Source organism: Roseococcus sp. GW821-FHT12F05, assembly GCF_058806835.1.
Genome location: NZ_JBXAQB010000002.1, coordinates 179,655 through 204,620, shown reverse-complemented (window position 1 = coordinate 204,620; position 24,966 = coordinate 179,655). Strand labels below are relative to the sequence as shown.

The window sequence follows — 24,966 nt, the reverse complement described above, 5'->3', positions numbered from 1 at the left end:
CAGGAGGAGAAGCCCATGCTCACATCCGATGCGTCCGGCGTCTGCGTCATCTGCCCGACGCCCTTCACGCCCGACGGCGCGCTGGACGAGCGGAGCGCGGCCGGCATGACCGAGGCCTATGCGGCGACGGGCGCCACGGGCCTCACCATCCTCGGCATCATGGGCGAGGCGCCGAAGCTCGATGCGGAGGAGGCGATGCGGCTGGTGCGCATCGTGCTCAGGCATGCGAGCGGGCTGCCGGTGATCGTGGGCGTCTCGGCGCCGGGCTATGCGCCGATGCGGGCGCTGGCGCAGCGCGCGATGGAGGCGGGGGCCGCGGGCGTGATGATCGCGCCGCCTGCGGGCCTGCGCGGCGACGACGGTGCGCTCGCCTGGCTGCAGGGCGCGGCCGAGGCTGTCGCGCCGGCGCCCTGGGTGCTGCAGGATTATCCGCAGTCCAACGGCATCGTCCTGCCGCCCCGTGTGATCGCGGCGCTGGCCGCCGACCCGCGCTGCGTGATGCTGAAGGCCGAGGACTGGCCCGGCCTCGACAAGATCACCACGCTGGCCGGGATGATGAAGTCCGGCGAGATGCGCCGCATCGCCATCTACGGTGGCAATGGCGGCCTCTTCCTGCCGGAGGAGACCATGCGCGGCAGCGACGGCGTCATGACCGGCTATGCCTTCCCGGAGATGCTGGTGCGCATCCGCGCGCTGCTCGCCTCCGGCCAGCAGGATTCAGCGATGGACCTCTTCGAGGCGCATCTCCCGCTGATTCGCACCGAGCATCAGCCGGGCCTCGGATTGGCCGTGCGCAAATATGTGCTGACGCGACGCGGGATCATCGCGCATCCGACGGTGCGCGCGCCGGGGCCGAAACTCTCCGATGCCACGCGCGCGGAGGTGGATGCGATGCTGGCCCGCCTCGCGCGCCGCGATCCCGTCGCCCTGAAGCTCGCCGCCGAATGAGCCGGCTCAAGGGACGCATCGCCCTCGTCACGGGCGCGCAGCAGGGCATCGGCGCGGCGATCTGCGCCGCCATGGCACGCGACGGCGCCGATGTCGCGGTGAACTGGCTCGACGACCAGGAGGCCGGCGAGGCGGTCGCCACCAAGGCGCGCGAATGCGGTGGGCGCGCCGTGGCCATCCAGGCCGACATCGGCACCACGGAGGGCCGGGTCTATCTGCAATCCGAGACCGAGCGCCTGCTCGGCACCCCTGACATCCTCGTCTGCAACGCGGGCATCTTCCCGCGCGCGGACTTCCTCGAGCTCACCGAGGAGATGTGGGATGCCGTCCAGGGCGTGAACCTCAAGGCGGCCGCCTTCCAGACGCAGCTCTTCGCGCGGGCGCTGGTCGCGGCCGGGAAGCCCGGCGCGGCGGTTCTGCTCTCCTCCTCGGCGGTGCGGGGCGATCCGCGCGGCGTGCACTACTCCGCGAGCAAGAACGGGCTGATCGGCGTCACGCGCTCGGTCGCGCTCGCGCTGGCGGGGAAGGGCATCCGCATCAACGCCATCGCGCCCGGCCTCTCGGACACGGCGCAGCCGCGCTACGGCAACAGCGAGGCGCAGATCGCCGAGCGGGTGAAGGCCATCCCCCTCTCGCGCATCGGGCGGCCGGAGGACACGGCCGAGATGGCCTGCTTCCTCGCCTCCGAGCAGGCGAGCTGGATCACCGGGCAGGTCTATCACGTGAATGGCGGCCTCTACATGCCATGAGTCAGGACGATGATGACGAGGATGAGGGCCCGCCCGGCGTCCCTCCCGGCACGCCCTTCTACATGACGCCCGATGGCTACGCCGCGCTCCAGGCCGAGCTCCACGAGCTCTGGCACGGTGAGCGCCCCAAGGTGACGGAGATCGTCTCCTGGGCTGCGGCGCTTGGCGACCGCAGCGAGAACGCCGACTACCAGTACGGCAAGCGCCGCCTGCGCCAGATCGACAGCCGCGTGCGCTTCATCCGCCGTCGGCTGGCCCGCTCGGAGGTGGTGGATCCGCGCGACCAGAAGCGGCGCGACCAGGTCTTCTTCGGCGCCACCGTCACCTATGCGCGGGAGGATGATTCCGAGGTGACCGTGACCATCGTGGGCATGGAGGAGGCGGATGCGAATCTGAGCCGCATCTCCTGGGTCTCGCCGGTGGCGCGGGCGCTGCTGGGCAAGCGGCAGGGCGACCTGATCAAGCTGCGCACGCCTTCGGGCGTCGAGGAGATCGAAGTGGTGAGGATTTTCTATCCGGAGCGGGAAGCATGAGCGAGACAGCCGCCGTCATCGGCATGGGCCTGATGGGCTGCGACATCTCCGCGATCTTCCTCGCCGGCGGATGGAAGGTGGTGGCGCAGGAGCCGGCGACCGACGCCTGGCCGGCGAAGCGCGAGCGTGTGCGCCTCTCGCTGTCCCAGCTCGGCGCCGATCCGGCGCTGGAGGCGTGCCTCACGCTCTTCGCCGCCATCGGGGAGATGCCCTTCGCCGAAGTCGCCTGCGTCGTCGAGGCCGCGCCGGAGCGGATGGAGCTGAAGCGCCAGGTCTTCGGCGCGCTGGACAGCATGGTCCCGGCCGGCATCCCCATCGGCTCCAACGCCTCGGGTTACCGCATCACCGAGATCTCCAGGGACTGCGTGACGAAGTCCCGCATGTGCAACCTGCACTTCTTCCTGCCGGCGCATCTCGTCCCCGGCGTCGAGGTCGTGAAGGGCGAGGCGACCGAGGACTGGGTCGTAGACCGCTTCTTCGCCATCATGGAGAGCCTCGGCCGCATGCCCATCCGCGTCTCGCGCGACGAGCCGGGCTTTCTCGCCAACCGCATCCAGCACGCGCTGATGCGCGAGGCCTTCTCCTGCATCGATTCCGGCCTCGCCACCGCCGAGGACGTGGACCGCGCCGTGCGCTACTGCTTCGGCTTCCGCTACCTCGCGGCCGGCCCGATCCTGCAGAAGGAGCTGGCCGGGCTGGAGACCCAGCTGGCCGCGGCCGCCACCATCTATCCGAGCCTGAACACCAGCCCGGAGCCCTCGCCGGGCCTCGCGAAGCTGGTCGCGGAGAACCGCCTCGGCCCCAAGACCGGCCGCGGCTATCGCGACTGGCCGCCGGAGAAGACCGCCGCCGAGCGCGCCCGCTACGAGCGGGTGCTCGCCGCCGCCCAGCCGCTGCTGCGCGACGAAGCATGACGAAATCGCGCGTCGTCCTGGTCCTCGGTACGACGCAGACCCTCGCCTGGGCCGGCAGCTACTACCTGCCGGCCATCCTCGCCGCGGCCATGGCGCGCGACACCGGCGTGACCACCGCGACGGTCTTCGTGGCCTTCTCCTGCGCCATGCTCATCTCGGCCGTGCTGGGGCCGCGCGTCGGCGCGGTCATCGACCGGCAGGGCGGGCGAGGGGTGCTGGCCGCCGCCAACCTGGTCTTCGCGGCGGGGCTTGCGATCCTCTCGCTGGCCAACGGCCCGGTGCTGCTCTTCGCGGGCTGGCTCGTGATGGGCATCGCCATGGGCATGGGCCTCTACGAGGCCGGCTTCGCCACCCTGGCGCGGCTCTACGGCAAAGAGGCGCGCAGCGCGATCACCGGCATCACCCTCATCGCGGGCTTCGCGAGCACGGTCGGCTGGCCGCTCACCGCGGCGATGGAGGCAGAATGGGGCTGGCGGGGCGCATGCCTCGGCTGGATCGCCATCCAGCTCCTGGTGGCGCTGCCGCTGAACCTGCTGCTGCCCCGTGCCGGGGTGAGGGATATGGCGCCACCCAAGCCGCTCCCGACGGCCGCGGCGCAGGCGACGCGTCGCTCCGCGATCCTGATGGCCGCGATCTTCTCGGTCAGCTCCTTCACCGCCGCGGCGCTGGGCGCGCACCTGCCCGCGCTGCTGCTGGCCGCCGGCGCCACCCCGGCCGCGGCCATCGCCGCCGGCGCGCTGCTCGGGCCGGCCCAGGTCGGCGCGCGGGTGCTGGAGTTCACGCTGCTGCGCAAGGCGCATCCGCTGCTCTCGGCGAAGCTCGCGCAGATCAGCCATCCGATCGCGGCCGCGCTGCTGCTGGCCTTCGGCGCGCCGGCGGCCATGGGCTTCGCCGTGATCCACGGGGCGGGCAACGGCATCCTGACCATCGTGCGCGGCACGCTGCCGCTCGCGGTCTTCGGCGCGGCCGGCTATGGCGCGCGGCAGGGGCTGATCGTGGCGCCGGGGCGCTTCCTCTCCGCGCTGGCGCCGGCCGTCTTCGGCTTCTTTGTCGAGGGCTACGGCGTCGCCGCGCTCTGGCTCACCATCGGCCTCTCGGTCGCGGCCTTCATCGGCCTGTACTGGCTTCGCGTTCAGCCAGAATCCGAAGAAGCGCCGCGTTGAACTCCTCGGCCGCCTCGTAGGCGACCCAATGCCCGGCGCCCATGACCACATGGGAGAGCAGCGTCGGGTCGATCTCCCTGAGCACGTCGAGTCGCGCCGGCACGTTGGGCCAGGCCACCGTGTCCATCTCGCCCCAGATGCCGTTGATCGGCGCCTTCGCCAGCTTCAGCGCCTCCTTCAGGCTGTCGCCCGAGGCGAAGCCGCGGCTGCGGAAGCGCGCGTGCTGGGTGTTGTACTCCTGGATGTCGAGCGAGGTGTCGTCGATCTTCGAGCGGTCCCGGATCATCAGCCGCGCGAGGTTTTCGGCGTTCGCCGCGCGGCGCTCCGCCCCCTGCTTGTCGCGCACCTTCAGCAGGTCCAGCGGCGGCCGCGGGAGGCCGAGCGAGGCCGCGCCCACCACCGTCACCGTGCGGATGTGCTCGCCCTCCAGCGCGGCCAGGTGCCCGCCGACATTGGCGCCGAAGGAGAAGCCGGCGAGGTGGTAGCGCCGCGCCGGCCCCAGCAGCGTCGCGATCCCCGCGGCCAGCGGCCGCGCGACGTCGTAGATGTCCTTGGGGTCCGGCGGCATGGCGCTCTCGCCGAGGCCGGGGATATCGGCCGCGACCACCCGGTAACGCGCGGACAGCGCGTCGATGTTGCGCAGCCAGTGCCGCCAGCTCCCCGAGCCGCCATGCAGCAGCACCAGGATCTCGGGCCTGTCGCCCCAGCTGCGCCAGGAGATGGTCCCGTCGCCGCAGGGCGTGTGGGTGAGCTGGGCGCGGGCTTCGAGGTCGTCGATCTCGGCGGTCATGCAGGCAGGCTCCTTCCGCGCCGCGCCTCGACGCGGGCGATCCAGGTGGTTGAGAGGAAGATGACCGCGGCGCCGAGCAGCGTCGAGGTGGAGGGGATCTCGGAGAGAAAGATGTAACCCAGGCTCGCGGCCCAGATCATGTCCAGGAACCGCACGGGCTGCGTGGTGGAGATGTCCGCGAGCCGGTAGGCATGCGTCAGGAACCAGTGCCCGAGGCTGCCCATCGCGCCGCAGACCAGCGCCACCGCCCATTGCCAGGGCGTCGGCCAGACCCAGACGTAGAGCGCCACGGGCAGGGTGAAGAGCGTCACGGTCAGGGCCTGCCAGGCGACGATCACCGTCGGCGAATCGCGGCGCGCCAGGGCCTTGGTGATCAGGAAGGAGGCGGCGAAGAGCGGCGAGGAGGCCAGCATCATCAGGGAGCCCCAGTTCGCGCCGCCGCCCGCGCTGCCCTGCAGCCCCGGCCAGACCACCACCAGCACGCCCAGAAAGCCCAGCAGGCCCGCGACCCAGCGCTGCCAGAACATCTCCTCCTTCAGCCAGATCACCGCGCCGATCATGATGAAGATCGGGCTCGTGAAGCCGATCGCGATGAGCTCGGAGAAGGGGATCAGCGGCAGCGCCGCGAACCAGAGGAACAGGCCGGAGGCATGCACGGCCCCGCGCACGAGCTGCCCTGTGAGGCTGCGCGTCCGGTAGGCGGCGAGCCCGTCGCGGAACACCCAGGGCAGCACGGCCACCAACCCCATGAAGTAGCGCATGAACTGCACCTGGAAGGTCGGCAGGTCCTCGGAGAGCAGCCGCAGGACGACGTTGAGGCCGCAAAGGGTGATGCCGGCGGCCACCGCGTAGAGCATGCCGAGGATGGTCGGGCTCACGCGATGGGATGCTTTCGTGGGGCGCAGTCGGGCGAAAAATTCATCGGCTTTCCTGGATGCCTCGCAGCGTGACGCGGCACGCATCTTTGCGGAAGCCCCCCGGTCTTTGCGTAAACGTCCTTGGCGCCTACCATCCTCGCAAAGCCCGAAGCATGAACGTCTCGCAAGATCCCGCTCATGCGTCGGGCTTTGTTGTGCCGCGCCTTCCGCCTGCCGGAAGCTGCTCAAGGACCGAAGCGATGCCCGACGCCAGCCTGCCCTTCGACCCCACGCGCATGAAGTTCGGCATCGGCCAGCCCGTGCCCCGGCAGGAGGACCCGAAGCTCCTCAAGGGGCAGGGGCGCTACACGGACGACCTGTCGCTGCCCAACCAGCTCTACGCCCATGTCCTGCGCAGCCCCTATGCGCATGCGACCCTGAATTCCATCGACATCAGCGAGGCCAAGGCCGCGCCGGGTGTGCACATGGTCCTCACGGCCGACGACCTCGGCGACTACGGCGAGCTGGTCTGCGCGATGCCGCTCAAGAGCATCGACGGCACGCCGCTGCGCACGACGCGGCGCGCGGCGCTGGCCAAGGACCGGCTGCGCTTCGTGGGCGACCCGGTCGCGGTCGTCGTCGCGGATACCAAGGCCCAGGCCAAGGATGCGGCGGAGATGATCTTCCTGGATGTCGAGACGCTGCCGGCGGCGACCGAGGCCTCGGCCGCCGCCGCGCCGGACGCGGCGCAGCTCTACGACGACATCCCCGGCAACCAGGTGCTCGACTTCCGCTTCGGCAATGCCGAGAAGGTGGCCGAGGCCTTCGCCGGCGCGGCGCATGTGCAGAAGCTGTCCATCCGCAACAACCGGATCGTGGTGGCCGCCATGGAGCCGCGCAGCGCCATCGGCGAGTACGAAGCCGAGACCGGCCGCTTCGTGCTGCGCGTCGGCTGCCAGGGCGTCTTCGGCCTGCGCAACCAGCTGGCCGACGACGTGCTCAAGATGCCCAGGAACAAGGTCCGCGTGCTGACCGGCAATGTCGGCGGCAGCTTCGGCATGAAGGCCTCGGTCTATCCGGAGTACCTGCCGGTGCTGCACGCCGCGAAGATCCTCGGACGCCCCGTGAAATGGACGGACGAGCGTTCCGGCTCCTTCCAGTCCGACGCACATGGGCGCGACCACGAGGTCGAGGCGGAGCTCGCGCTGGACGCGGATGGAAAATTCCTGGCGGTGCGCCTCACCAGCTTCGCCAACATGGGCGCCTACATGACCAATGTCGGGCCCAACATGGCCACGGGCAACTACTCGAAGAACATCCAGGCCAACTACGCGACTCCGCTGCTGGAGGTGCACACGCGCTGCATCCTCACCAACTCCGTGCCTGTCACCGCCTATCGCGGCGCCGGCCGGCCGGAGGCCAACTACTACATGGAGCGCCTCATCGAGGAGGCCGCGCGCGCGATGGGGAAATCGCCCATCGAGCTGCGCAAGCTCAACCACATCAAGCCCGAGCAAATGCCCTATTCCGCCGCGAGCGGCAGCATCTATGACGGCGGCGACTTCTCCGCGATCCTCGACCAGGCGCTGGAGGCCGCGGATTTCGCGGGCTTCGAGGCGCGCCGCGCCGCGGCGAAGCAACGCGGGATGCTCCGCGGCATCGGCATCGGCAATTTCCTCGAGTGCACCGCGCCGCCCCAGAAGGAGCAGGGCGGCATCCGCTTCGGCGATGACGGCACCGTCACCATCATCACCGGCACGCTCGACTACGGGCAGGGGCATTGGAGCCCCTTCGCGCAGGTGCTGCACCAGCATCTCGGCGTGCCCTTCGAGGCCGTGCGCCTGCTCCAGGGCGACAGCGACGAGCTCATCGCCGGCGGCGGCACGGGCGGGTCGAAGTCGATCATGGCCTCGGGCGCGGCCATCGTGGAGGCCTCGGCGATCGTCGTCGAGAAGGGCCGCCAGGTCGCCGCGCATGTGATGGAGACCGCCGTCGCCGACATCGAGTTCGACGACGGCGTCTTCACCGTCGCCGGCACGGACCGCAGCATCGGCATCATGGAGCTGGCCGCTAAGCTGAAGGAGATGCCGAAGCAGGACGATATCCCGGACACGCTGGACGTCACCCATGTCTTTCAGGAGGCGCCGATGGCCTTCCCCAACGGCTGCCACGTCGCCGAGGTGGAGATCGATCCCGATGTCGGCACGGTGAAGTTCGTGAACTACGTCACGGTCAACGACTTCGGCGTGATCGTGAATCCGCTGCTGGTCCAGGGCCAGGCGCATGGCGGCATCGTCCAGGGCATCGGCCAGGCGATCTACGAGTTCGTCGCCTTCTCCGAGGACGGGCAGCTTCTCTCCGGCAGTTTCCAGGACTACGGCCTGCCCCGCGCCGAGGACGTGCCGAGCTTCCAGTTCGCCAGCCATCCCGTGCCCTGCAAGACCAACCCGCTCGGCGCCAAGGGCTGCGGCGAGGCGGGCTGCGCCGGGTCGCTGCCGGCCGTCATGAACGCGATCGTGGACGCGCTGCGGCCGATGGGCGTCACGCACATGAACATGCCGGCGACGCCCGAGAAGATCTGGCGGGCCATTCACGGGTGACTTGAGGAGGGCACCGCCCTCCTCATTGTCTCCCCTTCGGGGCCAACCCACCCACCAGGGACTACAAGTCCCTGGATCCTATCTGTGCAGCAGCAGCCGCGCGCCGATCGCGCAAACGCCCGCGAGACCGAGCGTGATCGCCATCGGCAGCGCCGTGCCGTTGTGCAGCGCCGAGACCAGCGAGCCCGCGATCGCGCCGAAGCCGAACTGCAAGGTGCCCAGCAGCGCCGAGGCCGTGCCTGCGATGTGCGGGAAGGGCGTGATCGCCAGCACGCTGCCGATCGGCACCACCACGCCCAGCAGCGCGATGTACAGCACGATCGACGCATAGACCGCGAGGAAGGGCGCACCCAGCAGCACGAAGCTCGTCAGCGCCACGCCGCAGCAGGCCACGCCGGCCACGCCGATCGTGAACACCCTGTCGCGCCCGTAGCGCGCGGCGAGGCGGCCGCCGAACTGCGACATCAGGATGAAGCCCGCCGCGCCCGAGCCGAAGAACAGCCCGTAATGCTCCGGCGGCACGCCGTAGATCGAGATGAAGACGAAGGGCGAGCCGGCGATATAGGCGAACATCCCGCCCATGGTGAGGCCGGAGACCATCGCGGTCGCCAGGAACCGCCGGTCGAGGATCAGCGACAGGTAGCTCCCCAGCACCGTGGGGAAGGAGGCGCGCTGCCGCCTTTCCGGCGCCAGGGTCTCCGGCAGGAAGAAAGTGCAGAGGATCAGCGCGACCGCGCCCACGCCGGACAGGAACCAGAAGATCGCGCGCCACCCCAGCGCCGCGGCCAGATAGCCACCCATGAGCGGCGCCAGGATCGGCGCCACGCCCATGATGAGCATCAGCCGGCCCATGAGCTTGATCGGGTCGATCTCATGCGCGACGTCTCGCACCACCGCGCGGGCGATCACCATCCCCGCGCAGCCCGCCAGCGCCTGGCACAGCCTCAGCAGGATCAGCGCGTCGATGCTGGTGGCCATGGCGCAGAGCGCTGAGGCGATCGTATAGACCACGAGCCCCACGAAGAGCGGCGGCCGCCGCCCCAGCCGGTCGGCGAGCGGCCCGTGCACGAGCTGCCCCGTGCCCAGGCCGAGGAAATAGGCCGCCAGCGTGAGCTGCGCCTTTTCGATACCGACCCCCAGGCTCGTCCCGATATCGGGTAGGGACGAGAGGTACATGTCGATCGACAGGGGTGCGAAGGCGGTGAGCAGGCCCAGCAGCAGGGCCAGCCGGTTCTGACGACTCATGCAGGGGGCGGCAGGAATTCCACTTCGTGCAGCGCGGAGAGGCGGACGACCTCGGCCGGATCGGGCACGTTGTGGATGGCCTTGAACAGGTCGTGCAGCCGGCGCGCCGGGCTGACCCAGAAAAAGGCGCGGCCGGGATTGCCGCTCTCGTTGAAATAGCCGTGCATGATGCCGCGCGGCATGCGCACGAGGTCGCCGGCCTTGGCGTGGTGGGTCTGTCCGTCGAGGATCAGTTTCCACTCGCCCTCGAGCATCAGGATGTACTCGTCCTGCGTCGGGTGGATGTGTGGCGGCACGAAGGTGCCGGGCGGGGACAGCGCCTCGAAGGCGAAGCAATCCTCGGTGGCGGCCTTGGGGTGATAGGTCTGGCCCAGGATGTTCCAGGTGACGCCGTCGAGCCCGGTGGCGGCGCGGGTGATTCCTGCGGTTTCAGTCATGGATGCCTCTCCTCTGTTACGCGGCGGCACTCGCTTGTTGCACCGCAGCACGGTTGGGTGGCCGGGCCAAGGCCGCCATCGCGGTCCCTGGGCTGCCGGCACCGCATGGGTATCCAGCGGATCGCCGAAGGGTGAAAGCCCGGAGGCGTGCATCCGCTCGCCCGTATCGCTAGACGTGAAGGTACTGCTCGCGCAATTGCGGCGCTTCCGCGAGGGCGGCACTGTCGCCGGTCCAGACGGTGCGGCCGCGCTCGATGATCACGTGCCGGTCGGCGAGGCGCATCACGGCGGACAGGTTCTTGTCGATGAGCAGGATGGCCTGCCCCTCGGACTTCAGCTGTCCCAGCACCGACCAGATCTCGGCGCGGATCAGCGGCGCCAGGCCTTCCGTGGCCTCGTCGAGGATGAGCAGCTTCGGGTCGGTCATCAGCGCGCGGCCGATGGCCAGCATCTGCTGCTCGCCGCCCGAAAGGTTGCGGCCGGAATTGCCGCGCCGCTCGCGCAGGCGCGGGAAGAGGGCGTAGACCGAATCCAGGCTCCAGCGGCCGGGGCGGGAGGTGGCGATCAGGTTCTCCTCCACGGAGAGCGTCGGGAAGATCTGCCGCCCTTCCGGCACCAGCCCGATGCCGCGCCGCGCGATGACATGCGGCGGCTGTCCGATCAGCTCCGCATCGCCGAAGCGGATTCCGCCGCCGGTGACGCGCCCGCCGACGCTGCGGAGCAGGCCCATGACGGCGCGGATCGTCGTCGTCTTGCCCATGCCGTTGCGGCCGAGCAGCGTCACGACCTCGCCGGCCTCCACGCTGAGGGTGACGTCGGAGAGCGCCTGGCTCTGGCCATAGGCGGCGGCGAGGCCTTCCACCCACAGCATCAGCTCGCCTCCAATCGCCGAAGGGCGAAGGCCCGGAGGCGTGAATCGGCGGCGCGGATCATGCCTCCTCCTCCTCGCCGAGATAGGCGTCGCGGACGACGGGATTCGCGCGGATCTCGTCCTTGGTGCCCGTGGCGATCACGCGACCCTGCGCCAGGACCGAGATCCGGTCGGCCAGCGCGAAGATGGCGGGCATGTCGTGCTCGATGAGCAGGATGCCGTAACGCTCGCGCAGGCCGCCCAGGATGCGCATCAGCCGCTCGGCCTCCTCGGCGCCCGTGCCGGCGAGGGGCTCGTCCAGCAGCAGCAGGCGTGGCCGCATGGCGAGCGCGATGGCGAGCTCCAGCTGTCGCTTCTCGCCATGCGAGAGCACGGCGGCGGAGGCGGCGGCGCGGCGCTCCAGCCCGACCTCGGCCAGGGCCTCCATGGCCTGGTCGTTCAGCGCGGCTTCGCTGCCGGCTGGCCGGAAGAAGCGGAAGGAGGAGCCGCTGCGCGCCTGCACGGCCAGCGCCACGTTCTCGATCGCGGAGAAGCCGGGAACGATGCTGGTGATCTGGAAGCTGCGCGCCAGCCCGCGCCGCGCCCGGCGGGCCAGCGAGAGCCGCGTCACGTCCTCGCCCGCGAAGACGACCTGCCCCGAATCCGGCGCCAGCGTGCCGCTGATCTGGTGGATCAGCGTGGTCTTGCCCGCGCCGTTCGGGCCGATCAGTGCGTGGATCTCGCCCTGGCGCAGGTCGAGCGAGACGTCGTCCGTGACGACCAGCCCGCCGAAGCTCTTTCGCAGGTTCCGCAGTTCGAGAAGGGCTTCAGCCACGGCGCAGCAGCCCGGCGATGCCGCCACGCATATAGTAGACGCAGAGGATGAGCAGCGGTCCGAAGATCAGCCGCCAGTGCTCGGTGACATGGGCAAGCCATTCCTCGATGAGGATGAAGGCCAGCGCCCCCATCAGCGCGCCATGCGGCCCGGCCGCGCCGCCCAGGATCACCATGAAGAGCAAGTCGCCGCTGCGCTGCCAGGTGAGATAGGCCGGCGCCACGAACTCCGTCCCATTGGCCAGCAGCACGCCCGCCAGCCCGCCGATGGCGCCGGCGATGGCATAGGCCACCAGGCGGTAGCGATAGGGCTCGAAGCCCACCGCCTGCGCGCGGATCTCGTTTTCCCGCGCCGCGCGCAGCACACGGCCGAACCGACTGAGCAGCAGAGCCTGCACCAGCGCCCAGCACAGGATCAGCAGCGCGAGGCAGGCGAAGTGGAAGAAGAGGCGCCCTTCCAGCGCGCGCGTTCCGAACAGCTCCGTGCGGCCGTAGAGCGTGTAGCCGTCGTCCCCGCCGTAGATGGCGAGCGAGGATGTCGCGAAGAAAGCCATCTGCCCGAAGGCCAGCGTGATCATGATGAAATGCACGCCGGAGGTGCGGATCGCGATCGCCCCCGTCACCGCCGCGAAACCCGCCGAGGCCGCGAGGGCGATGGGCACCACCATCCAGGCCTCGGTGATGCGCGCATGGTCCAGCACCACCACGGCATAGGCACCGACGCCCAGCATCGCCGCGTGCCCCAGGCTGACCAGCCCCGCGCCGCCGACGATCAGCGAGAGCGAGATCGCCGCCATGCCGAAGATCATCGCGCGCGCCAGCAGGGTCAGCGAATGGCCCTGGCCGAAGCCGATGAAGGGGGCGAGGGCCAGCAGCGCGAATATCGCGAGCGGGACGGCGAATTCCCGTCCTTTCATCGGCGGGCCGGGAAGAGGCCAGCGGGGCGAAACGTCAGGATCGCCGCCATCACGATATAGACCAGCATGGAGGCCAGCGCCGCGCCCGTCTGCCGCGCGGCCGAGGGATCCATGACGAGGCGCATGAGGTCCGGCATCATGCCGCGCCCCAGTGTCTCCACCAGGCCCACCAGCAGCGCCGCGAGGAAGGCCCCGCGGATGCTGCCGATCCCGCCGATCACGATCACCACGAAGGCCAGGATCAGCGGCGTGTCGCCCATCCCGGGCTCGACCGACAGGATGGGCGCCGCCAGCGCGCCGGCGAAGCCCGCGAGCATGGCGCCGAAGCCGAAGACCAGCATGAAGAGCCGCCGGATGTCGACGCCGAGCGCGCTCACCATGGGCGCGTTGCTGGCACCGGCGCGGACCAGCATGCCGGCCCGCGTGCGCTCGACCAGGAACCAGAGCAGGCCGGCAACGGCGAGGCCGACGATCAGGATGGCGATGCGGTAGGTCGGGTAGAGCAGCCCGTCCATGACCGTGACGCCGCCGCTCAGCGCCTCGGGCAGGGGCATCTGCAGCGGCGCGGTGCCGAAGAGCACCCGCATGCCCTCGTTCAGGAAGAGGATGACGCCGAAGGTGGCGAGCACCTGCGAGAGGTGGTCGCGGTCGTAGAAGTGGCGGAAGACGAGGAACTCCAGCAGCAGCCCGAAGCCCAGCGTGGCGGGCAGGGTCAGCAGCAATCCCACCCAGAAGCTGCCCGTCCAGGCCGCGAGCGTGGCGCCCAGATAGGCGCCGACCATGTACTGCACGCCGTGGGCGAGGTTGATGAAGTCCATCACGCCGAAGACCAGCGTGAGGCCCGCGGCGATCAGGAAGAGCAGGATGCCGAACTGCAGCCCGTTCAGCGCCTGCACGAAGAGGAGCGTGGCGTTCACAGGAAAATACGCCCCCAGGGGCCCTGTCGCGGCTTTGCCGCGGCAGGATGAGCCATCATTGCAGGATCAAGTGCCAATCCGGGGCCCCCCGCGAAAGCGCGAAGCGATTTCGTGGGGAACTAGATGCGGACCGGCATGCGGCACTCGGGCGCCCAGGGGTCGATGTTGGCGGAGAGCACCTTGCGCACCGTCTCCGTCTGGAACCGGCCATCCGCCCGGCGCGCGACCTGGAGCTGCCAGAAATCCTGCACCGGATACTGGTTGATGCCGAAGCGGAAGGGCCCGCGCACGCTCTGGAAATCGGCGGCGGCGATGGCGTTACGCAGCGCGTTCTTGTCGGTGAGGTTGCCGCCCACCTTCTTCACCGCGGAATCGAGCAGCCGGGCCGCGTCGTAGCTCTGCGCCGCGTAGCTCGCGGGCACGTAGTTGTAGACGCCCTCGAAGTCGCGCACGAAAGCTTGGTTCGCGGGATTGTCCATGTTCGGCGCCCAGCTCGCTGCGGCGTAGAAGCCGAGCGCGGCCTCGCCCTGCGCGGGCAGCGTCGCCTCGTCCACCGTGAAGGTGGAGAGGAAGGGGATCGTGGCCAGCCCGGCCTGCCGGTACTGCTTCACCAGGTTCACGCCGAGCCCGCCCGGCATGAAGGTGAAGATCGCATCCGGCCGCAGCGAGGCGATGCGCGCGAGCTCGGCGGAGAAGTCGAGCTGCGTCAGCGGCACGTAGACCTCGTCCACGATGGTGCCCTGGAACTTCGACTTGAAGCCCGCCACCGCGTCGCGGCCGGCCTGGTAGTTGGGCGTCATCACGAAGACGCGGCGGTAGTTGGAGTCCTGCGCCACCTGGCCCATCACCGAATGGACCTGGTCGTTGTTGTAGCTGGTCGTGAAGAAGTAGGGGCTGCAGCCGCGGCCGGCGAGGGTGGACGGGCCGGCATTGGTGGAGATGAGGAAGGTCCCCGCATCCGTCACCGGGCGGATGATGGCGCCGAGGATGTTGGAGAAGACCACACCCACGATGAAGTCCACCTTGTCGCGCTCCAGCGCGGCGCGGACCTTGGTGACGGCCACGTCCGGCCGCAGCTCGTCGTCGATGACGAGGGTCTCGACGCGGCGGCCGCCGAGCTTGGTGTCCAGGTGCCGCATGCCGAGCATCCAGCCGTCGCGCAGATGGGTGCCCAGCGAGGCCGCGGGGCCGGTCAGCACGGCGACGAGGCCGATCTTGATGGGCGCGTTCTGCGCGATGGCCGGTGCGGCGAGGACCGCGGCGCCGCTGCCGGCGAGGAGCGTGCGGCGGGCGAAGCCCGGTTGGTCCTGGAACGCCATGGGGTGCTCTCCGCGAATTGTTTGAAGCCTCAAATATTCGATACCGTGCCGCAGGCCTGCCATGCAAGCCTCGCGGCCCTCATCGTCAGCGGATGGCCGGCCTGGGACAAGGGGGCGAGGACGGTGAAGTGGTCGAGACCATCGAGCGCCTCCCAGGAGCCACCCCAGAGCTCGGAAAATTCGCGGCTCTGGCGCAGGAACTCGCCGCTCTCCGCCCCGCCGACGGCGCAATGCAGCGGGCGCCCGGGCGAGGGGAGCAGCGCCGGCGAGAGATCGCGCGCCGTCGCCGCATCGAGGCCGAGCGCCGCATTGAGGCTGGTGGGGATCAGCGGCTCCAGCCAGAAGAGGCCCGAGACGGGCAGCGCCGCGGCCACCACCTCCGCCGGCAGCCGCGCCATCAGCATCGCCGAGAGATGCCCGCCCGCCGAATGGCCCGAGACCAGCATCGGCCGCCCGAGCCGGGCGTGCAGCGCCAGCGCCGCGGCCTCCGCCTGTCCGACGATGCGGGCCAGCGGCACCGAGGGGCAGAGGTCGTAGGACGGCACGCCCACTGCGATCCCGTGGGCCAGCAGCCCCGCCGCGCAATGGCTCGCCGAGGCGCGGTCGAGCGCCTGCCAGTAGCCGCCGTGGAAGAACATCGCGACGCCGCGGATCTCCGCCGGCAGGAAGAGATCCACCGCCTCGCGCGGGCCGGGGCCATAGGCCAGCACCTCCGGCGGATGTCCTGCCCGGAAGGCCTCGGCATCCCGCATCCAGCCCGCGATGACGGCGGGATGGCCGGGCACGCGGGCCCGGTTGTTGTACTCTTTCTCTTCGAAATTCATGCTGCACCGCGGTCTGGACGCTCAGCCCTTTCCTCTACCGCCATCTCCGGCATTCTGATAGGAAACGCTTCGGGCCGGGCCCATCGTCGGCTCTCGATCGCCTGCCCGGATTCGCGGGGGCAGGGGACAGCGAAAAGGTCCTGGAACAGCCAGTGCGCGTAGTATGAGAAGCGAGGGACCCGCCTCCGCCGCCCGCGAGCTCCAGCGGTTGCGCATGTTCTCCGACATCGCCCAGGCCGTCGCTGGCGATGTCGAGCTGGCCGAGCTGGTGCAGATCGTCACCGACGCCGCCACCCAGTGGTCGGGCGGGAAGTTCGGCGCCTTCTTCTACAATGTGACGGACGCCTCGGGCGAGGCCTACAGCCTCTACACCCTGTCCGGCGCCCCGCGCTCGGCCTTCGAGAATTTCCCGATGCCGCGCAAGACGGAGGTCTTCGCCCCGACCTTCGACGGCACCGGCATCGTCCGTTCCGACGACATCCGCCAGGATTCCCGCTTCGGCAGGAACGACCCGCATTTCGGCATGCCGGAAGGCCATCTGCCGGTGGTGAGCTACCTCGCCGTGCCGGTCCTGTCGCGCACGGGCGAGGTGCTCGGCGGCCTCTTCCTCGCGCATGACGAGCCGGGCGTCTTCGACGAGGAGGCCGAGCAGACGGTCGAGGCCATCGCGGCCCATGCGGCCATCGCTATCGACAACGCCCGGCTGCTCGAGGCCGCGCGCCGCGGGGTGGAGGCGACGCGCCAGGTGCAGGAGGCCAATGCCTGGCTCGCCGCCATCGTCGAGAGCTCGGACGACGCCATCCTCAGCAAGTCGCTGGAGGGCATCATCTCCAGCTGGAACGCCAGCGCCGAGCGGCTCTTTGGCTTCACGGCGGCCGAGGCCGTGGGCCGGCACATCACCATCCTCATCCCCGACGAGCGCCTGCACGAGGAGGAGGAGATCATCGGCCGCATCCGCCGCGGCGAGCGGGTGGACCACTACGAGACCGTGCGCCGCCGCAAGGACGGCAGCCCGCTCGACATCTCGCTGACCGTCTCGCCCGTGCGCGACGCGCAGGGAGTCATCATCGGCGCCTCCAAGATCGCGCGCGACATCTCGGAGCGGAGGCGCGCGCAGCAGCGCCAGAGCCTGCTGCTGCGTGAGATGAACCACCGGGTCAAGAACCTCTTCTCGGTCACGACCGGGCTCATCTCGGTCAGCGCCTACTCGGCGCGGAGCGCCGAGGAGCTGGCGGTCTCGCTGCGCGAGCGCGTGCTGGCGCTCTCCCGCGCGCACGACCTGACGCTGCCCGATCTCGGCGGCACCGATCCTGGCGGCGACATGACGGGCGAGCGGGGCACCACCCTCTTCGCGCTGCTGGCCGCGATCATCGCGCCGCATGACGATGCGGATGCGCCGCGCATGGCGATCACGGGCGCGGACGTGCCGCTGCGCGGCTCGACGCTGACCTCGCTGGCGCTGCTGTTGCACGAGTTCGCGACCAATGCCGCCAAGTACGGCGCCCTCTCGACGGAATCGGGGTGGCTCGCGGTGCAGGCCGCCATCGAGGACGAGATGCTGGCGCTGAGCTGGACGGAGATCGGCGGCCCGGCGGTCACCCTGCGCGAGATGACGGAGGGCTTCGGCAGCCTGCTTGAGCGCGCCACGGTGCAGGGGCTCGGCGGCGAGATCGAGCGGGACTGGCTGCCGGGCGGCGTCGTCATCCGGCTGCGCATCCCCTTGGCGCATCTCACCGGCTAGGAGCCTGTCTCGGAAGGGTCGAACATGGTCCGTCGCATGCATTCCTGGCAGGATGGCGCATGCGAATCTACCTGGCCGGCCCCGAGGTCTTCCTGCCCGATCCGGCTGCCCTGGGCGCCGCGAAGAAGGCCATCTGCAGCAGGCACGGGCTGACCGGGATCTTTCCGCTCGATCCGCCGGCGCCCATGCCTGCGGGCCCGCCCGACTGGCGGCGCATCCACGCCGCCTGCGAGATGCACATGCGCGACTGCGACGCGCTGGTGGCCAACCTCACGCCCTTCCGCGGCGTCGGGGCCGATCCCGGCACGGCCTTCGAGCTCGGCTACTTCAGCGCCCTGGGCCGGCCGGTCTTCGGCTACACCCATGCGCCAGGCGATCATCGCGCCCGGGTCGAGGCGTCCTGGGACGGCGCGGCCTGGCGCGACGCGGAAGGCCTGGAGGTCGAGGATTTCGGCCTGGCCGAGAACCTCATGCTGGAGGGCGCCATCGCGGCCTCGGGCGGGGTGCTGCTGCGTGCGGCCGCGCCGCTGCCCTGGACCGATCTCTCGCTCTTCGAGGCCTGCGTCGCCGAGGCCGCGCGACGGCTCACCGACTTGTAATTTGGGCGACCAGGTAACCGAGCCCTCCCGTGGCGCGAAATCACCAGCAAGGACAACGCGGGTCATCCCGCCCTCGCAGGAGTTTTCGTCATGCAGGACGGTTGGAGAAAGACCGCGCCGAGCCTCGTCGCCTGGGCCGCCGCACTGTGGATCGCCTATGAATTGCTTTGGTACGAGCAGTACAAGCTCACGGGCAACGAGGGCTCGGTCTATCTCTTCACGATCCTCTCCAACTGGCTCGGCACGCCGGGCGGCGAGAAGCCCTTCCGGCTGTTCGTCGGCACCATGGAAATCTGCGCCGCTATCCTGGTGCTGATCCCGCGGACCCAGGGGATCGGCGGGCTCTTCGCGGCCGGGATCATGGCGGGCGCGATCTTCTTCCACACGGTCAGCCCGCTCGGCATCGACCCCTACGGCGACGGCGGCGTGCTCTTCAAGGAGGCCTGCTTCACCTTCGTGATGGGGCTGCTGGTGGCCTGGATCCGGCGTGGGCAAATCCTCGCGATGCTGCCGCCGGGCCTCGCCGCGCGGCTGCCCTTCAAGGCCGCGTGAGCATGGAGGCAGTTCCTCTCGCCCGACCGCCGCGCGACCAGCGGCTCGACGTGCTGCGCGGCTGGATGCAGCTTTCCATCTTCGTCTCGCACGTGGTCGGCACTTCGCTGGCCTGGGGCATCCACGCGGCCTGGGGGCTGTCGGATTCCTCCGAGATGTTCATCCTGCTCTCGGGCTTCACTTTGGGCTCGGTCTTCTCGCTGAAGCTCGCGCGCTCAGGGCCAAGGGCCGCACAGCGCGACATGCTGGCGCGGACCTTTCGTCTGTACCGCACGCACCTCACCGTCTTCTTCATGTTCGCGGCCATGGTGATCGCGGCCGACATGTTCGTGCCGATGCCCTTCGCGGTGGACCGCTTCGGCTGGCGCTTCCTGGTGGACATGCCCTGGGCCGCGCTGCCGGCGGCGGCGAGCATGCTCTACCAGCCGGACTTCATGGGCATCCTGCCGATCTTTGTCTTCGGCATGCTGCTGCTCGGACCTTTCCTGCTGGCGGCGACGCGCATCGGCGCCTGGGCGCTGGTGCCGAGCCTTCTGGTCTATCTCGCGACCTATTCCGGCTGGACCGCCACGCCGGCGCTGGGCGGCTCGACCATCGAGTTCGATCCGCTGGCATGGCAGTTCCTGTACCTGCTGGGCGCCTGGATGGGGCGGCGGGCGCTCTACCAGCAGCCCCTGCCGCGCGCGCCCTGGATGCTGGCGGGGGCCGCCGCGATCCTGCTGCTCGGCTTCGCGGCGCGGCTGGTGGAGCACGGCTTCGTCGAGGGGCCGGCCATCGCCGCCTGGGCGCTGCAGCACAAGGAGGTGCTGGCGCCGACACGGCTGATCCATGCGCTCTCGCTGGCCTATCTGGTGGCAGTTCTGGTGCCGCGCCAGGCGGGCTGGATGGAGACGCTGCCGGGCCGTGCCCTGGCCGCGATCGGCCGGCACAGCCTGCGGGTCTTCTGCACGGGGCTGTTCCTGGCCTGGGGCGTCTCCCGCGTGACGGAGACCCGTCCCGAGGAGGCGCCCATGCTGGGCGTGGTGCTCGTGCTGACGGGCATGGCGGCGCTCTGGACCGTCGCGGTGCTCAGCGACGGCATAAGGCGCCCGGTCGCGTCGGGCCGGGCGGCCCGGTAGCTCAGGCCCAGCGCGGCTTCCGCTTCTCCCGGAAGGCGGCGAGGCCCTCCTTCCCCTCGGCGCCTGCGCGCACCATCCAGCTCTCGTTGGTGAGTTGCGTCACCTGATGCGCGCTGAGCACCAGCCCGTTGGATTCCAGCAGGCTGGTCTTCGTCACCGCGATCGCGGCCGGCGAGGAGAGCAGCATGGCCGCGATGATCTCCTCCAGCCGGGCCTCGATGGCCTCCGGCGTGTGGACCTCGTGCACGAGGCCGATGCGCATGGCCTCCTCCGGCCCGAAGCGCTCGCCGGTGATGGCGTAGCGGCGCGCGTGGCGCAGGCCCATGGCGTGGACCATGTGTGTGGAGATGGGCGTCGGTGCCACGCCCACGCGGACCTCGGTGATGCCGAAGCTGGCCTGCGTCGTGGCCAGCGCCACGTCTACGCAGCAGGCGATGCCGGTGCCGCCGCCGAAGCAGGCGCCATGGATGATCGCGAAGCTCGGCTTGGGGAACTCGTTCAGCAGCTGCATGGCCCGCGTGGTCTGCAGCGACGAGGCGAAGGCCTGCTCCGGCGGTGCGGCGGCGGCGGCGTTGAGCCAGTTGATGTCGGCGCCGGCCTGGAAGTGCTTTCCGGCGCCGCGGATGACGAGTCCGCGGATGGCGGGATCGGCGGCGAGCTTCGGGATGCCCTCGATCAGCGCATCCAGCATCTCGCCATTATAGGCATTGCCCAGGGCAGGGCGGTTCAGCGTGGCCGTGGCGATGCCGCGGCTGTCCACGGACATCAAGACGGGGGATTCGGTCATGGCGTTCTCCTTGGCGCCAGGGTCGGGGCTGGCGGCGTCGGGCGCAAGACGCCGCGGAGATCGGATATTCCCTCATCCATCGGTTTGGGTGATAGCATGCCGCCCATGGACATCGCCGACCTCCGTCTCTTCGAGACCGTGGCCCGGCTGGGCGGCATGAACCGCGCGGCCGCCGAGCTCAACACCGTGCAGTCCAACGTGACGGCGCGGGTGAAGGCGCTGGAGGAGGAGCTGGGCGCCGCGCTCTTCGAGCGGCACGCGCGCGGCGTCACGCTCACCGCCGCCGGCCATCGGCTGATGCCCTATGCTATCAGGGCGCGGCAGCTGCTGGACGAGGCCCGCCGGGCCTTCCGCGACGACGGCAGGCCGCGGGGTGCGCTGACCATCGGCGCGCTGGAGACCACCGCCGCGCTGCGGCTCTCGGCGCGGCTCTCCGACTATGTCGCCGCCTATCCCGAGGTGGACTTCGTGCTGCGGACCGGCACGACCTGCGAGCTGATCCGGGACGTGCTGGAGCATCGGCTCGAGGGCGCCTTCGTCTGCGGCCCGGTGAACCATCCGGAGCTGGAGGAGCGGCTTGCCTTCCGCGAGGATCTCGCCGTGCTGACCAGCCCGCTGATGCGCAGCCTCGACGAGCTCTTCGCCGCGCGCTCCCTCAGGATCGTCGTGCTGCGGGCCGGCTGCTCCTACCGCCAGCGGCTGGAGGAGCTTTTGGTCCGGCGCGGCGTGGGCGAGGTGCGGATGCTGGAGTTCGGCACGATCGAGGCCATCCTCGGCTGCGTGGCTGCCGGCCTCGGCGTCACGCTGCTGCCGCGCAGCCTCGTCCGCATGGCCGAGCGCGACGGGCGGGTGGCGATCCACGACCTGCCGCGCGCGGAGGCGCGGGTGGACACGCTGTTTGTCCGCCGCCGCGACGCCTTCGTCTCCAGCGCGCTGGCGGCCTTCCTCGACTGCGCCTGCCCGGTGCAGGCCATCGCCGCGGAATAGATATCTCCTGACCAGATAGTGTTGATCAGATCTAATCGTTTTTACTGAGAGATATTCGCGCCTACCTGTCCCCCATCCGAAGGAGGATGAAGGTGCGAACGCTCTCCATGACCCATCCCGATGGTGCGGCGACCCCGGCGCGGATGGTCCTGTCGGCGATGTGCGCCAGCCTGCTCGGCATCGGCATCTCGCGCTTCGCCTATACGCCACTGCTGCCGGAGCTCGTGGCGGCGCATTGGTTCTCCTCCTCGGATGCGGCCTATCTCGGTGCCGCCAACCTTGCGGGCTACCTCGCGGGCGCGCTGCGGGCGCGGCCACTGGCGGGCCGGCTGACCATCACCGGCGCGATGCGCGCCATGATGGCAGTGGCCGCCGCGAGCTTCTTCGCCTGCGCCTTTCCGATCTCCTTCCTCTGGTTCTTCGGCTGGCGCGTGCTCTCCGGCGTCGCGGGCGGCGTGCTGATGGTGCTGGTCGCGCCGACGGTTCTGCCGCATGTCCCCGAGGCGCGCCGTGGCCTGGCCGGCGGGATGATCTTCGCCGGCGTGGGCGCGGGCATCGCGCTCTCCGGCACGCTGGTGCCGCTGCTGCTGCAGGGCGGGCTGGTCCGCGCCTGGCTCGGCCTCGGCGTGCTGGCCGTGGCGCTGACGGCGTTGGCCTGGGGCGGCTGGCCGCCCGCCGAGCCCGTGGCGATCAGGCGCCCCCGCTTCGTCCGGCCGTCGCGGGCGCTGGCGATCATCTGCCTGGTCTATGGGCTGAACGCGGTCGGCCTGGTGCCGCACATGACGCTGCTGGTGGATTTCGTGGCCCGCGGGCTGGGGCAGGGGATTGCGGTGGGCGCGCAGTACTGGGTGCTCTTCGGCCTGGCGGCGATGGCGGGGCCGATCCTGGCCGGCCATGTCGCCGATAGGATCGGCTTCCGCCTCGCCCTCAGGGGGGCGCTGCTGTTCCAGGCCCTGGCCGTCGCCCTGCCGGTCTGGAGCGAGGGCCCGCTTGCGCTGACCGTCTCCAGCCTCATCGTGGGCGCCTTCGTGCCGGGCATCGTGCCGCTGGTGCTGGGCCGCGTGCGCGAGCTGACCGCCGGCGATGCCGACCGGCAGAAGGCCGCCTGGAGCCTCGCCACCATCGGCTTCGCGCTGGGGCAGGCGGCGGGCGCTTATGGCCTGTCCTGGCTCTTCGCGCTGACCGGCGGCGCGCACCTGCTGATCTTCGGGCTGGGCGCGGCGGCGCTCGCGGCGGCCTTCCTCGTCGATCTCGCCGCGCGCGAGGGCTAGCTTTCCGCTTGCCAGCCCTGCCGCCGGCGGGCGACGAATCGCCGATGCACCCGCCCCGCCGCGCGCTGCTCGCCGCTCCCGCGCTCCTCGCCGTCAGCGCCTCCGCGCAGGAGGCGGTGGACCTGCTGCTGGTCCTGGCCATGGACGCCTCGGGCTCCATCGACGAGGACGAGTTCCGCCTCCAGCGCGAGGGCTATGCCGAGGCGCTGACCCATCCCCAGGTGGTCGCGGCCATCCGCAGCAAGCGCCGCGGCGCCACGGCCATCGCCATCCTGGAATGGGGCAGCCCGGATGCCTCGGAAAGGATCGTGGACTGGCACCGCGTGGCCGACGCGCCCTCCGCGCAGGCGCTGGCCGATGCGCTGCTCGCGGCCGACCGCTCGCGCCAGAGCTACAACGCCATCGGCGATGCGCTGGACCATGCCGGCCGCCTGCTGCGCGAGGCGCCCTTCGCCGCCGATCAGCAGGTGATCGACCTTTCCGGCGACGGGCCCGACCTGCGCAGCCTGCGCCGCGCGCCCGAGGTGCGGGACGAGCTGGTCGGCCGGGGCGTGGTGATCAACGCGCTCGCCGTCGCGGCCTCGGGCATGGTCACGCGCTTCGGCCAGAGCCTGGAGGAAACCTACCGCCGCGAGGTGATCGGCGGTCCCGGCGCCTTCGTCCTCACGGCGGAGAACCGGCGGGACATCGCGCGGGCGCTGCGGGCGAAGCTGGTCCGGGAGATGGCCTAAAGCGGGATGACCGAAGGCGCGAAGGCGCCGGAGGTCTGAATCCCGCGATGGAAAAACGGCTGGATCATGATGCGTGAGCGGATGCGAACTCATCATGATCTAGGCTGCGAGCGCCACCCGGTTCCGCCCGGCCGATTTCGCCGCGTACATCGCCTGATCGGCGCGCCGGAGCAGGCTGTCGAAGTCCGCGTCGCCCTCCTGGGACACGGCGATCCCGACCGACACGGTGAGCGGGATCCGCGCCCCCCGCAGGGTGAAGGGGCGGCGCTGCACGGCCAGGCGCAGGCGCTCGGCCGCCAGCTGGGCCTGCTGCGGTTCCGACGGCCCAAGCAGCGCGACGAACTCCTCGCCGCCGGTACGGGCCAGGATCTCGGAGGATCCCGTCTTCGCCGCCTCCAGGCTGGCGGCGACATGCGTCAGCGCGAGATCGCCGGCCTCGTGCCCATAGCGGTCGTTGATCGACTTGAAGCCGTCGATGTCGATCAGGGCGATCGCGACCTGCCCGCTCCGGCTCCGCAGCCGATCGAACTGCTGCCGGCCCATCTCGGTGAGGGTGCGGCGGTTCGGCAGGCCGGTGAGGTAGTCGGTCGAGGCCGCGCGCTCCCATTGCCGGCGCAGGCGCTCGGAGCACATCAGCATGAAGGCCGTCGTCCCGATCACCGGCAGCATGGCGGCCACGAGGGGCGAGATGACGTTCGCCACGCTCCCGTTGTCCGCGATGCTGAAATTGGCGGGAATGCCGGCCCAGAGGAAATAGACGACCCTCACGGCGTTGAGCGCCATGGTCGTGGCGAAGAGCGCCATCAGCATCTGGCGGCTCCGCGAGCGGTCCTGGCGATGCCCGATGGCCAGGCTGGCCACGCAGCCGCCGAGGATCGTGGTCGAGGCCAGGGAGGCCGCGAAGATCCGGACCATGGTGTCCGGCTGGAAGGCGGAGAACCAGAAGATGGCGAAGGTGGCGAGGCCGGCCGGAAGAAACTGCCAGGCCTTCTGGGAGCGCCCGTCGAACTGCTGCACGCCCCGCCAGCAGAGCGTCAGGCCCAGCAGCAGCACGCCGTTGGCCGGCGTAACCATCGCGGCCAGCGGCAGCCAGGGAAAGGCGTAGAAGCCGTAGCCGGCGGCGATGAGCAGGGTGCCGGCCTGCCAGTTCCTGACCGCCGGGCGGAGGATCGCCGGGAGATCCCGGAGGATCAGGCCCAGCGCGCCGCTATTGGCGAGCATCATGAGCGACAGGACGACGTAGGCGGTCCGGGAATCCATGAGCCCCTTTATGGACCATGCAA

General features: G+C 70.3%; 25 protein-coding genes. 13 read left to right on the top strand and 12 right to left on the bottom strand.

Translation table 11 applies throughout. From position 1 onward, the window contains the following. Window positions 1–15: 15 nt before the first annotated feature. The 5 genes from AC1ROY_RS05735 to AC1ROY_RS05715 are packed head-to-tail and all read left to right on the top strand — an operon-like array spanning window position 16 to window position 4,307. On the top strand, window positions 16–948 hold the full coding sequence (locus AC1ROY_RS05735; RefSeq protein WP_493147632.1) for a dihydrodipicolinate synthase family protein: 933 nt from the start codon (window positions 16–18) through the stop codon (window positions 946–948). Continuing rightward, window positions 945–1,697, top strand: coding sequence for an SDR family NAD(P)-dependent oxidoreductase (locus AC1ROY_RS05730; RefSeq protein ID WP_493147631.1), 753 nt, complete (start codon window positions 945–947; stop codon window positions 1,695–1,697). Before AC1ROY_RS05735 ends, AC1ROY_RS05730 begins: the two co-directional genes overlap by 4 nt. After that, window positions 1,694–2,230: a transcription elongation factor GreB gene (greB, locus tag AC1ROY_RS05725; protein WP_493147630.1), complete on the top strand. Its 537-nt coding sequence runs from the start codon at window positions 1,694–1,696 to the stop codon at window positions 2,228–2,230. Before AC1ROY_RS05730 ends, greB begins: the two co-directional genes overlap by 4 nt. Beyond that, entirely contained in the window at window positions 2,227–3,144 is a 918-nt protein-coding gene (locus tag AC1ROY_RS05720) for a 3-hydroxyacyl-CoA dehydrogenase family protein (RefSeq protein ID WP_493147629.1), read from the top strand. Before greB ends, AC1ROY_RS05720 begins: the two co-directional genes overlap by 4 nt. Then, window positions 3,141–4,307 (top strand): MFS transporter, encoded by a 1,167-nt coding sequence (locus AC1ROY_RS05715; protein ID WP_493147628.1) that lies wholly within the window; start codon window positions 3,141–3,143, stop codon window positions 4,305–4,307. The genes AC1ROY_RS05720 and AC1ROY_RS05715 overlap by 4 nt, the downstream gene beginning before the upstream one ends. Here AC1ROY_RS05715 and AC1ROY_RS05710 read toward each other — a convergent pair. Together AC1ROY_RS05710 and AC1ROY_RS05705 are read right to left on the bottom strand one after the other, a co-directional pair. Next, on the bottom strand, window positions 4,252–5,097 hold the full coding sequence (locus AC1ROY_RS05710) for an alpha/beta fold hydrolase (RefSeq protein ID WP_493147627.1): 846 nt from the start codon (window positions 5,095–5,097) through the stop codon (window positions 4,252–4,254). The genes AC1ROY_RS05715 and AC1ROY_RS05710 overlap by 56 nt on opposite strands. Continuing rightward, window positions 5,094–5,975: a DMT family transporter gene (locus tag AC1ROY_RS05705; protein ID WP_493147626.1), complete on the bottom strand. Its 882-nt coding sequence runs from the start codon at window positions 5,973–5,975 to the stop codon at window positions 5,094–5,096. The genes AC1ROY_RS05710 and AC1ROY_RS05705 overlap by 4 nt, the downstream gene beginning before the upstream one ends. A gap of 239 nt (window positions 5,976–6,214) precedes the next feature. Between AC1ROY_RS05705 and AC1ROY_RS05700 the strand changes: the two genes are divergently transcribed. Then, window positions 6,215–8,554: a xanthine dehydrogenase family protein molybdopterin-binding subunit gene (locus tag AC1ROY_RS05700; protein ID WP_493147625.1), complete on the top strand. Its 2,340-nt coding sequence runs from the start codon at window positions 6,215–6,217 to the stop codon at window positions 8,552–8,554. A gap of 78 nt (window positions 8,555–8,632) precedes the next feature. Here AC1ROY_RS05700 and AC1ROY_RS05695 read toward each other — a convergent pair whose 3' ends face one another. The 8 genes from AC1ROY_RS05695 to AC1ROY_RS05660 all read right to left on the bottom strand — a co-directional run bounded on the left by AC1ROY_RS05695 (window position 8,633) and on the right by AC1ROY_RS05660 (window position 15,897). After that, window positions 8,633–9,799, bottom strand: a complete 1,167-nt coding sequence (locus AC1ROY_RS05695) for a Bcr/CflA family multidrug efflux MFS transporter (RefSeq protein WP_493147624.1) — start codon at window positions 9,797–9,799, stop codon at window positions 8,633–8,635. Next, complete coding sequence (locus AC1ROY_RS05690; protein WP_493147623.1) at window positions 9,796–10,236, bottom strand: cupin domain-containing protein; 441 nt, start codon at window positions 10,234–10,236, stop codon at window positions 9,796–9,798. The genes AC1ROY_RS05695 and AC1ROY_RS05690 overlap by 4 nt, the downstream gene beginning before the upstream one ends. Window positions 10,237–10,405: 169 nt before the next feature. Further along, entirely contained in the window at window positions 10,406–11,107 is a 702-nt protein-coding gene (locus AC1ROY_RS05685) for an ABC transporter ATP-binding protein (protein WP_493147622.1), read from the bottom strand. 58 nt (window positions 11,108–11,165) lie between these two features. Beyond that, the gene (locus tag AC1ROY_RS05680; protein ID WP_493147621.1) at window positions 11,166–11,921 is read right to left on the bottom strand and encodes an ABC transporter ATP-binding protein; all 756 of its coding nucleotides are present in this window, start codon (window positions 11,919–11,921) and stop codon (window positions 11,166–11,168) included. Beyond that, window positions 11,914–12,837: a branched-chain amino acid ABC transporter permease gene (locus tag AC1ROY_RS05675; protein ID WP_493147620.1), complete on the bottom strand. Its 924-nt coding sequence runs from the start codon at window positions 12,835–12,837 to the stop codon at window positions 11,914–11,916. The genes AC1ROY_RS05680 and AC1ROY_RS05675 overlap by 8 nt, the downstream gene beginning before the upstream one ends. Next, window positions 12,834–13,754, bottom strand: coding sequence for a branched-chain amino acid ABC transporter permease (locus AC1ROY_RS05670; RefSeq protein WP_493147619.1), 921 nt, complete (start codon window positions 13,752–13,754; stop codon window positions 12,834–12,836). The genes AC1ROY_RS05675 and AC1ROY_RS05670 overlap by 4 nt, the downstream gene beginning before the upstream one ends. A gap of 119 nt (window positions 13,755–13,873) precedes the next feature. Then, the gene (locus tag AC1ROY_RS05665; RefSeq protein WP_493147618.1) at window positions 13,874–15,073 is read right to left on the bottom strand and encodes an ABC transporter substrate-binding protein; all 1,200 of its coding nucleotides are present in this window, start codon (window positions 15,071–15,073) and stop codon (window positions 13,874–13,876) included. 29 nt (window positions 15,074–15,102) lie between these two features. Beyond that, window positions 15,103–15,897, bottom strand: coding sequence for an alpha/beta hydrolase (locus tag AC1ROY_RS05660; RefSeq protein WP_493147617.1), 795 nt, complete (start codon window positions 15,895–15,897; stop codon window positions 15,103–15,105). 163 nt (window positions 15,898–16,060) lie between these two features. Between AC1ROY_RS05660 and AC1ROY_RS05655 the strand changes: the two genes are divergently transcribed. From AC1ROY_RS05655 to AC1ROY_RS05640, 4 genes are all read left to right on the top strand, one after another. Continuing rightward, a complete protein-coding gene (locus AC1ROY_RS05655) occupies window positions 16,061–17,638 on the top strand; it encodes a PAS domain S-box protein (RefSeq protein WP_493147616.1) in 1,578 nt (525 codons plus the stop codon). A gap of 59 nt (window positions 17,639–17,697) precedes the next feature. Next, on the top strand, window positions 17,698–18,237 hold the full coding sequence (locus tag AC1ROY_RS05650) for a nucleoside 2-deoxyribosyltransferase (RefSeq protein ID WP_493147615.1): 540 nt from the start codon (window positions 17,698–17,700) through the stop codon (window positions 18,235–18,237). Between the two features lie 90 nt (window positions 18,238–18,327). After that, window positions 18,328–18,789 (top strand): hypothetical protein, encoded by a 462-nt coding sequence (locus tag AC1ROY_RS05645; protein WP_493147614.1) that lies wholly within the window; start codon window positions 18,328–18,330, stop codon window positions 18,787–18,789. 2 nt (window positions 18,790–18,791) lie between these two features. After that, window positions 18,792–19,907, top strand: coding sequence for an OpgC family protein (locus AC1ROY_RS05640; protein ID WP_493147613.1), 1,116 nt, complete (start codon window positions 18,792–18,794; stop codon window positions 19,905–19,907). 1 nt (window position 19,908) lies between these two features. Here AC1ROY_RS05640 and AC1ROY_RS05635 read toward each other — a convergent pair whose 3' ends face one another. Then, a complete protein-coding gene (locus tag AC1ROY_RS05635) occupies window positions 19,909–20,694 on the bottom strand; it encodes an enoyl-CoA hydratase-related protein (protein WP_493147612.1) in 786 nt (261 codons plus the stop codon). Window positions 20,695–20,799: 105 nt separating this feature from the next. On the opposite strand from AC1ROY_RS05635, the gene AC1ROY_RS05630 reads away from it, so the two are divergent. From AC1ROY_RS05630 to AC1ROY_RS05620, 3 genes are all read left to right on the top strand, one after another. Continuing rightward, window positions 20,800–21,681: a LysR family transcriptional regulator gene (locus AC1ROY_RS05630; protein WP_493147611.1), complete on the top strand. Its 882-nt coding sequence runs from the start codon at window positions 20,800–20,802 to the stop codon at window positions 21,679–21,681. Window positions 21,682–21,773: 92 nt separating this feature from the next. Next, window positions 21,774–22,952 (top strand): YbfB/YjiJ family MFS transporter, encoded by a 1,179-nt coding sequence (locus tag AC1ROY_RS05625; protein WP_493147610.1) that lies wholly within the window; start codon window positions 21,774–21,776, stop codon window positions 22,950–22,952. Window positions 22,953–22,996: 44 nt separating this feature from the next. Next, window positions 22,997–23,683, top strand: coding sequence for a DUF1194 domain-containing protein (locus tag AC1ROY_RS05620; protein WP_493147609.1), 687 nt, complete (start codon window positions 22,997–22,999; stop codon window positions 23,681–23,683). 99 nt (window positions 23,684–23,782) lie between these two features. On the opposite strand, the gene AC1ROY_RS05615 is transcribed toward AC1ROY_RS05620, so the two are convergent. Next, window positions 23,783–24,943 carry a GGDEF domain-containing protein gene (locus AC1ROY_RS05615; RefSeq protein ID WP_493147608.1) on the bottom strand — a complete coding sequence of 387 codons (1,161 nt, stop codon included), beginning with the start codon at window positions 24,941–24,943 and terminating at the stop codon, window positions 23,783–23,785. Window positions 24,944–24,966: the final 23 nt, after the last annotated feature.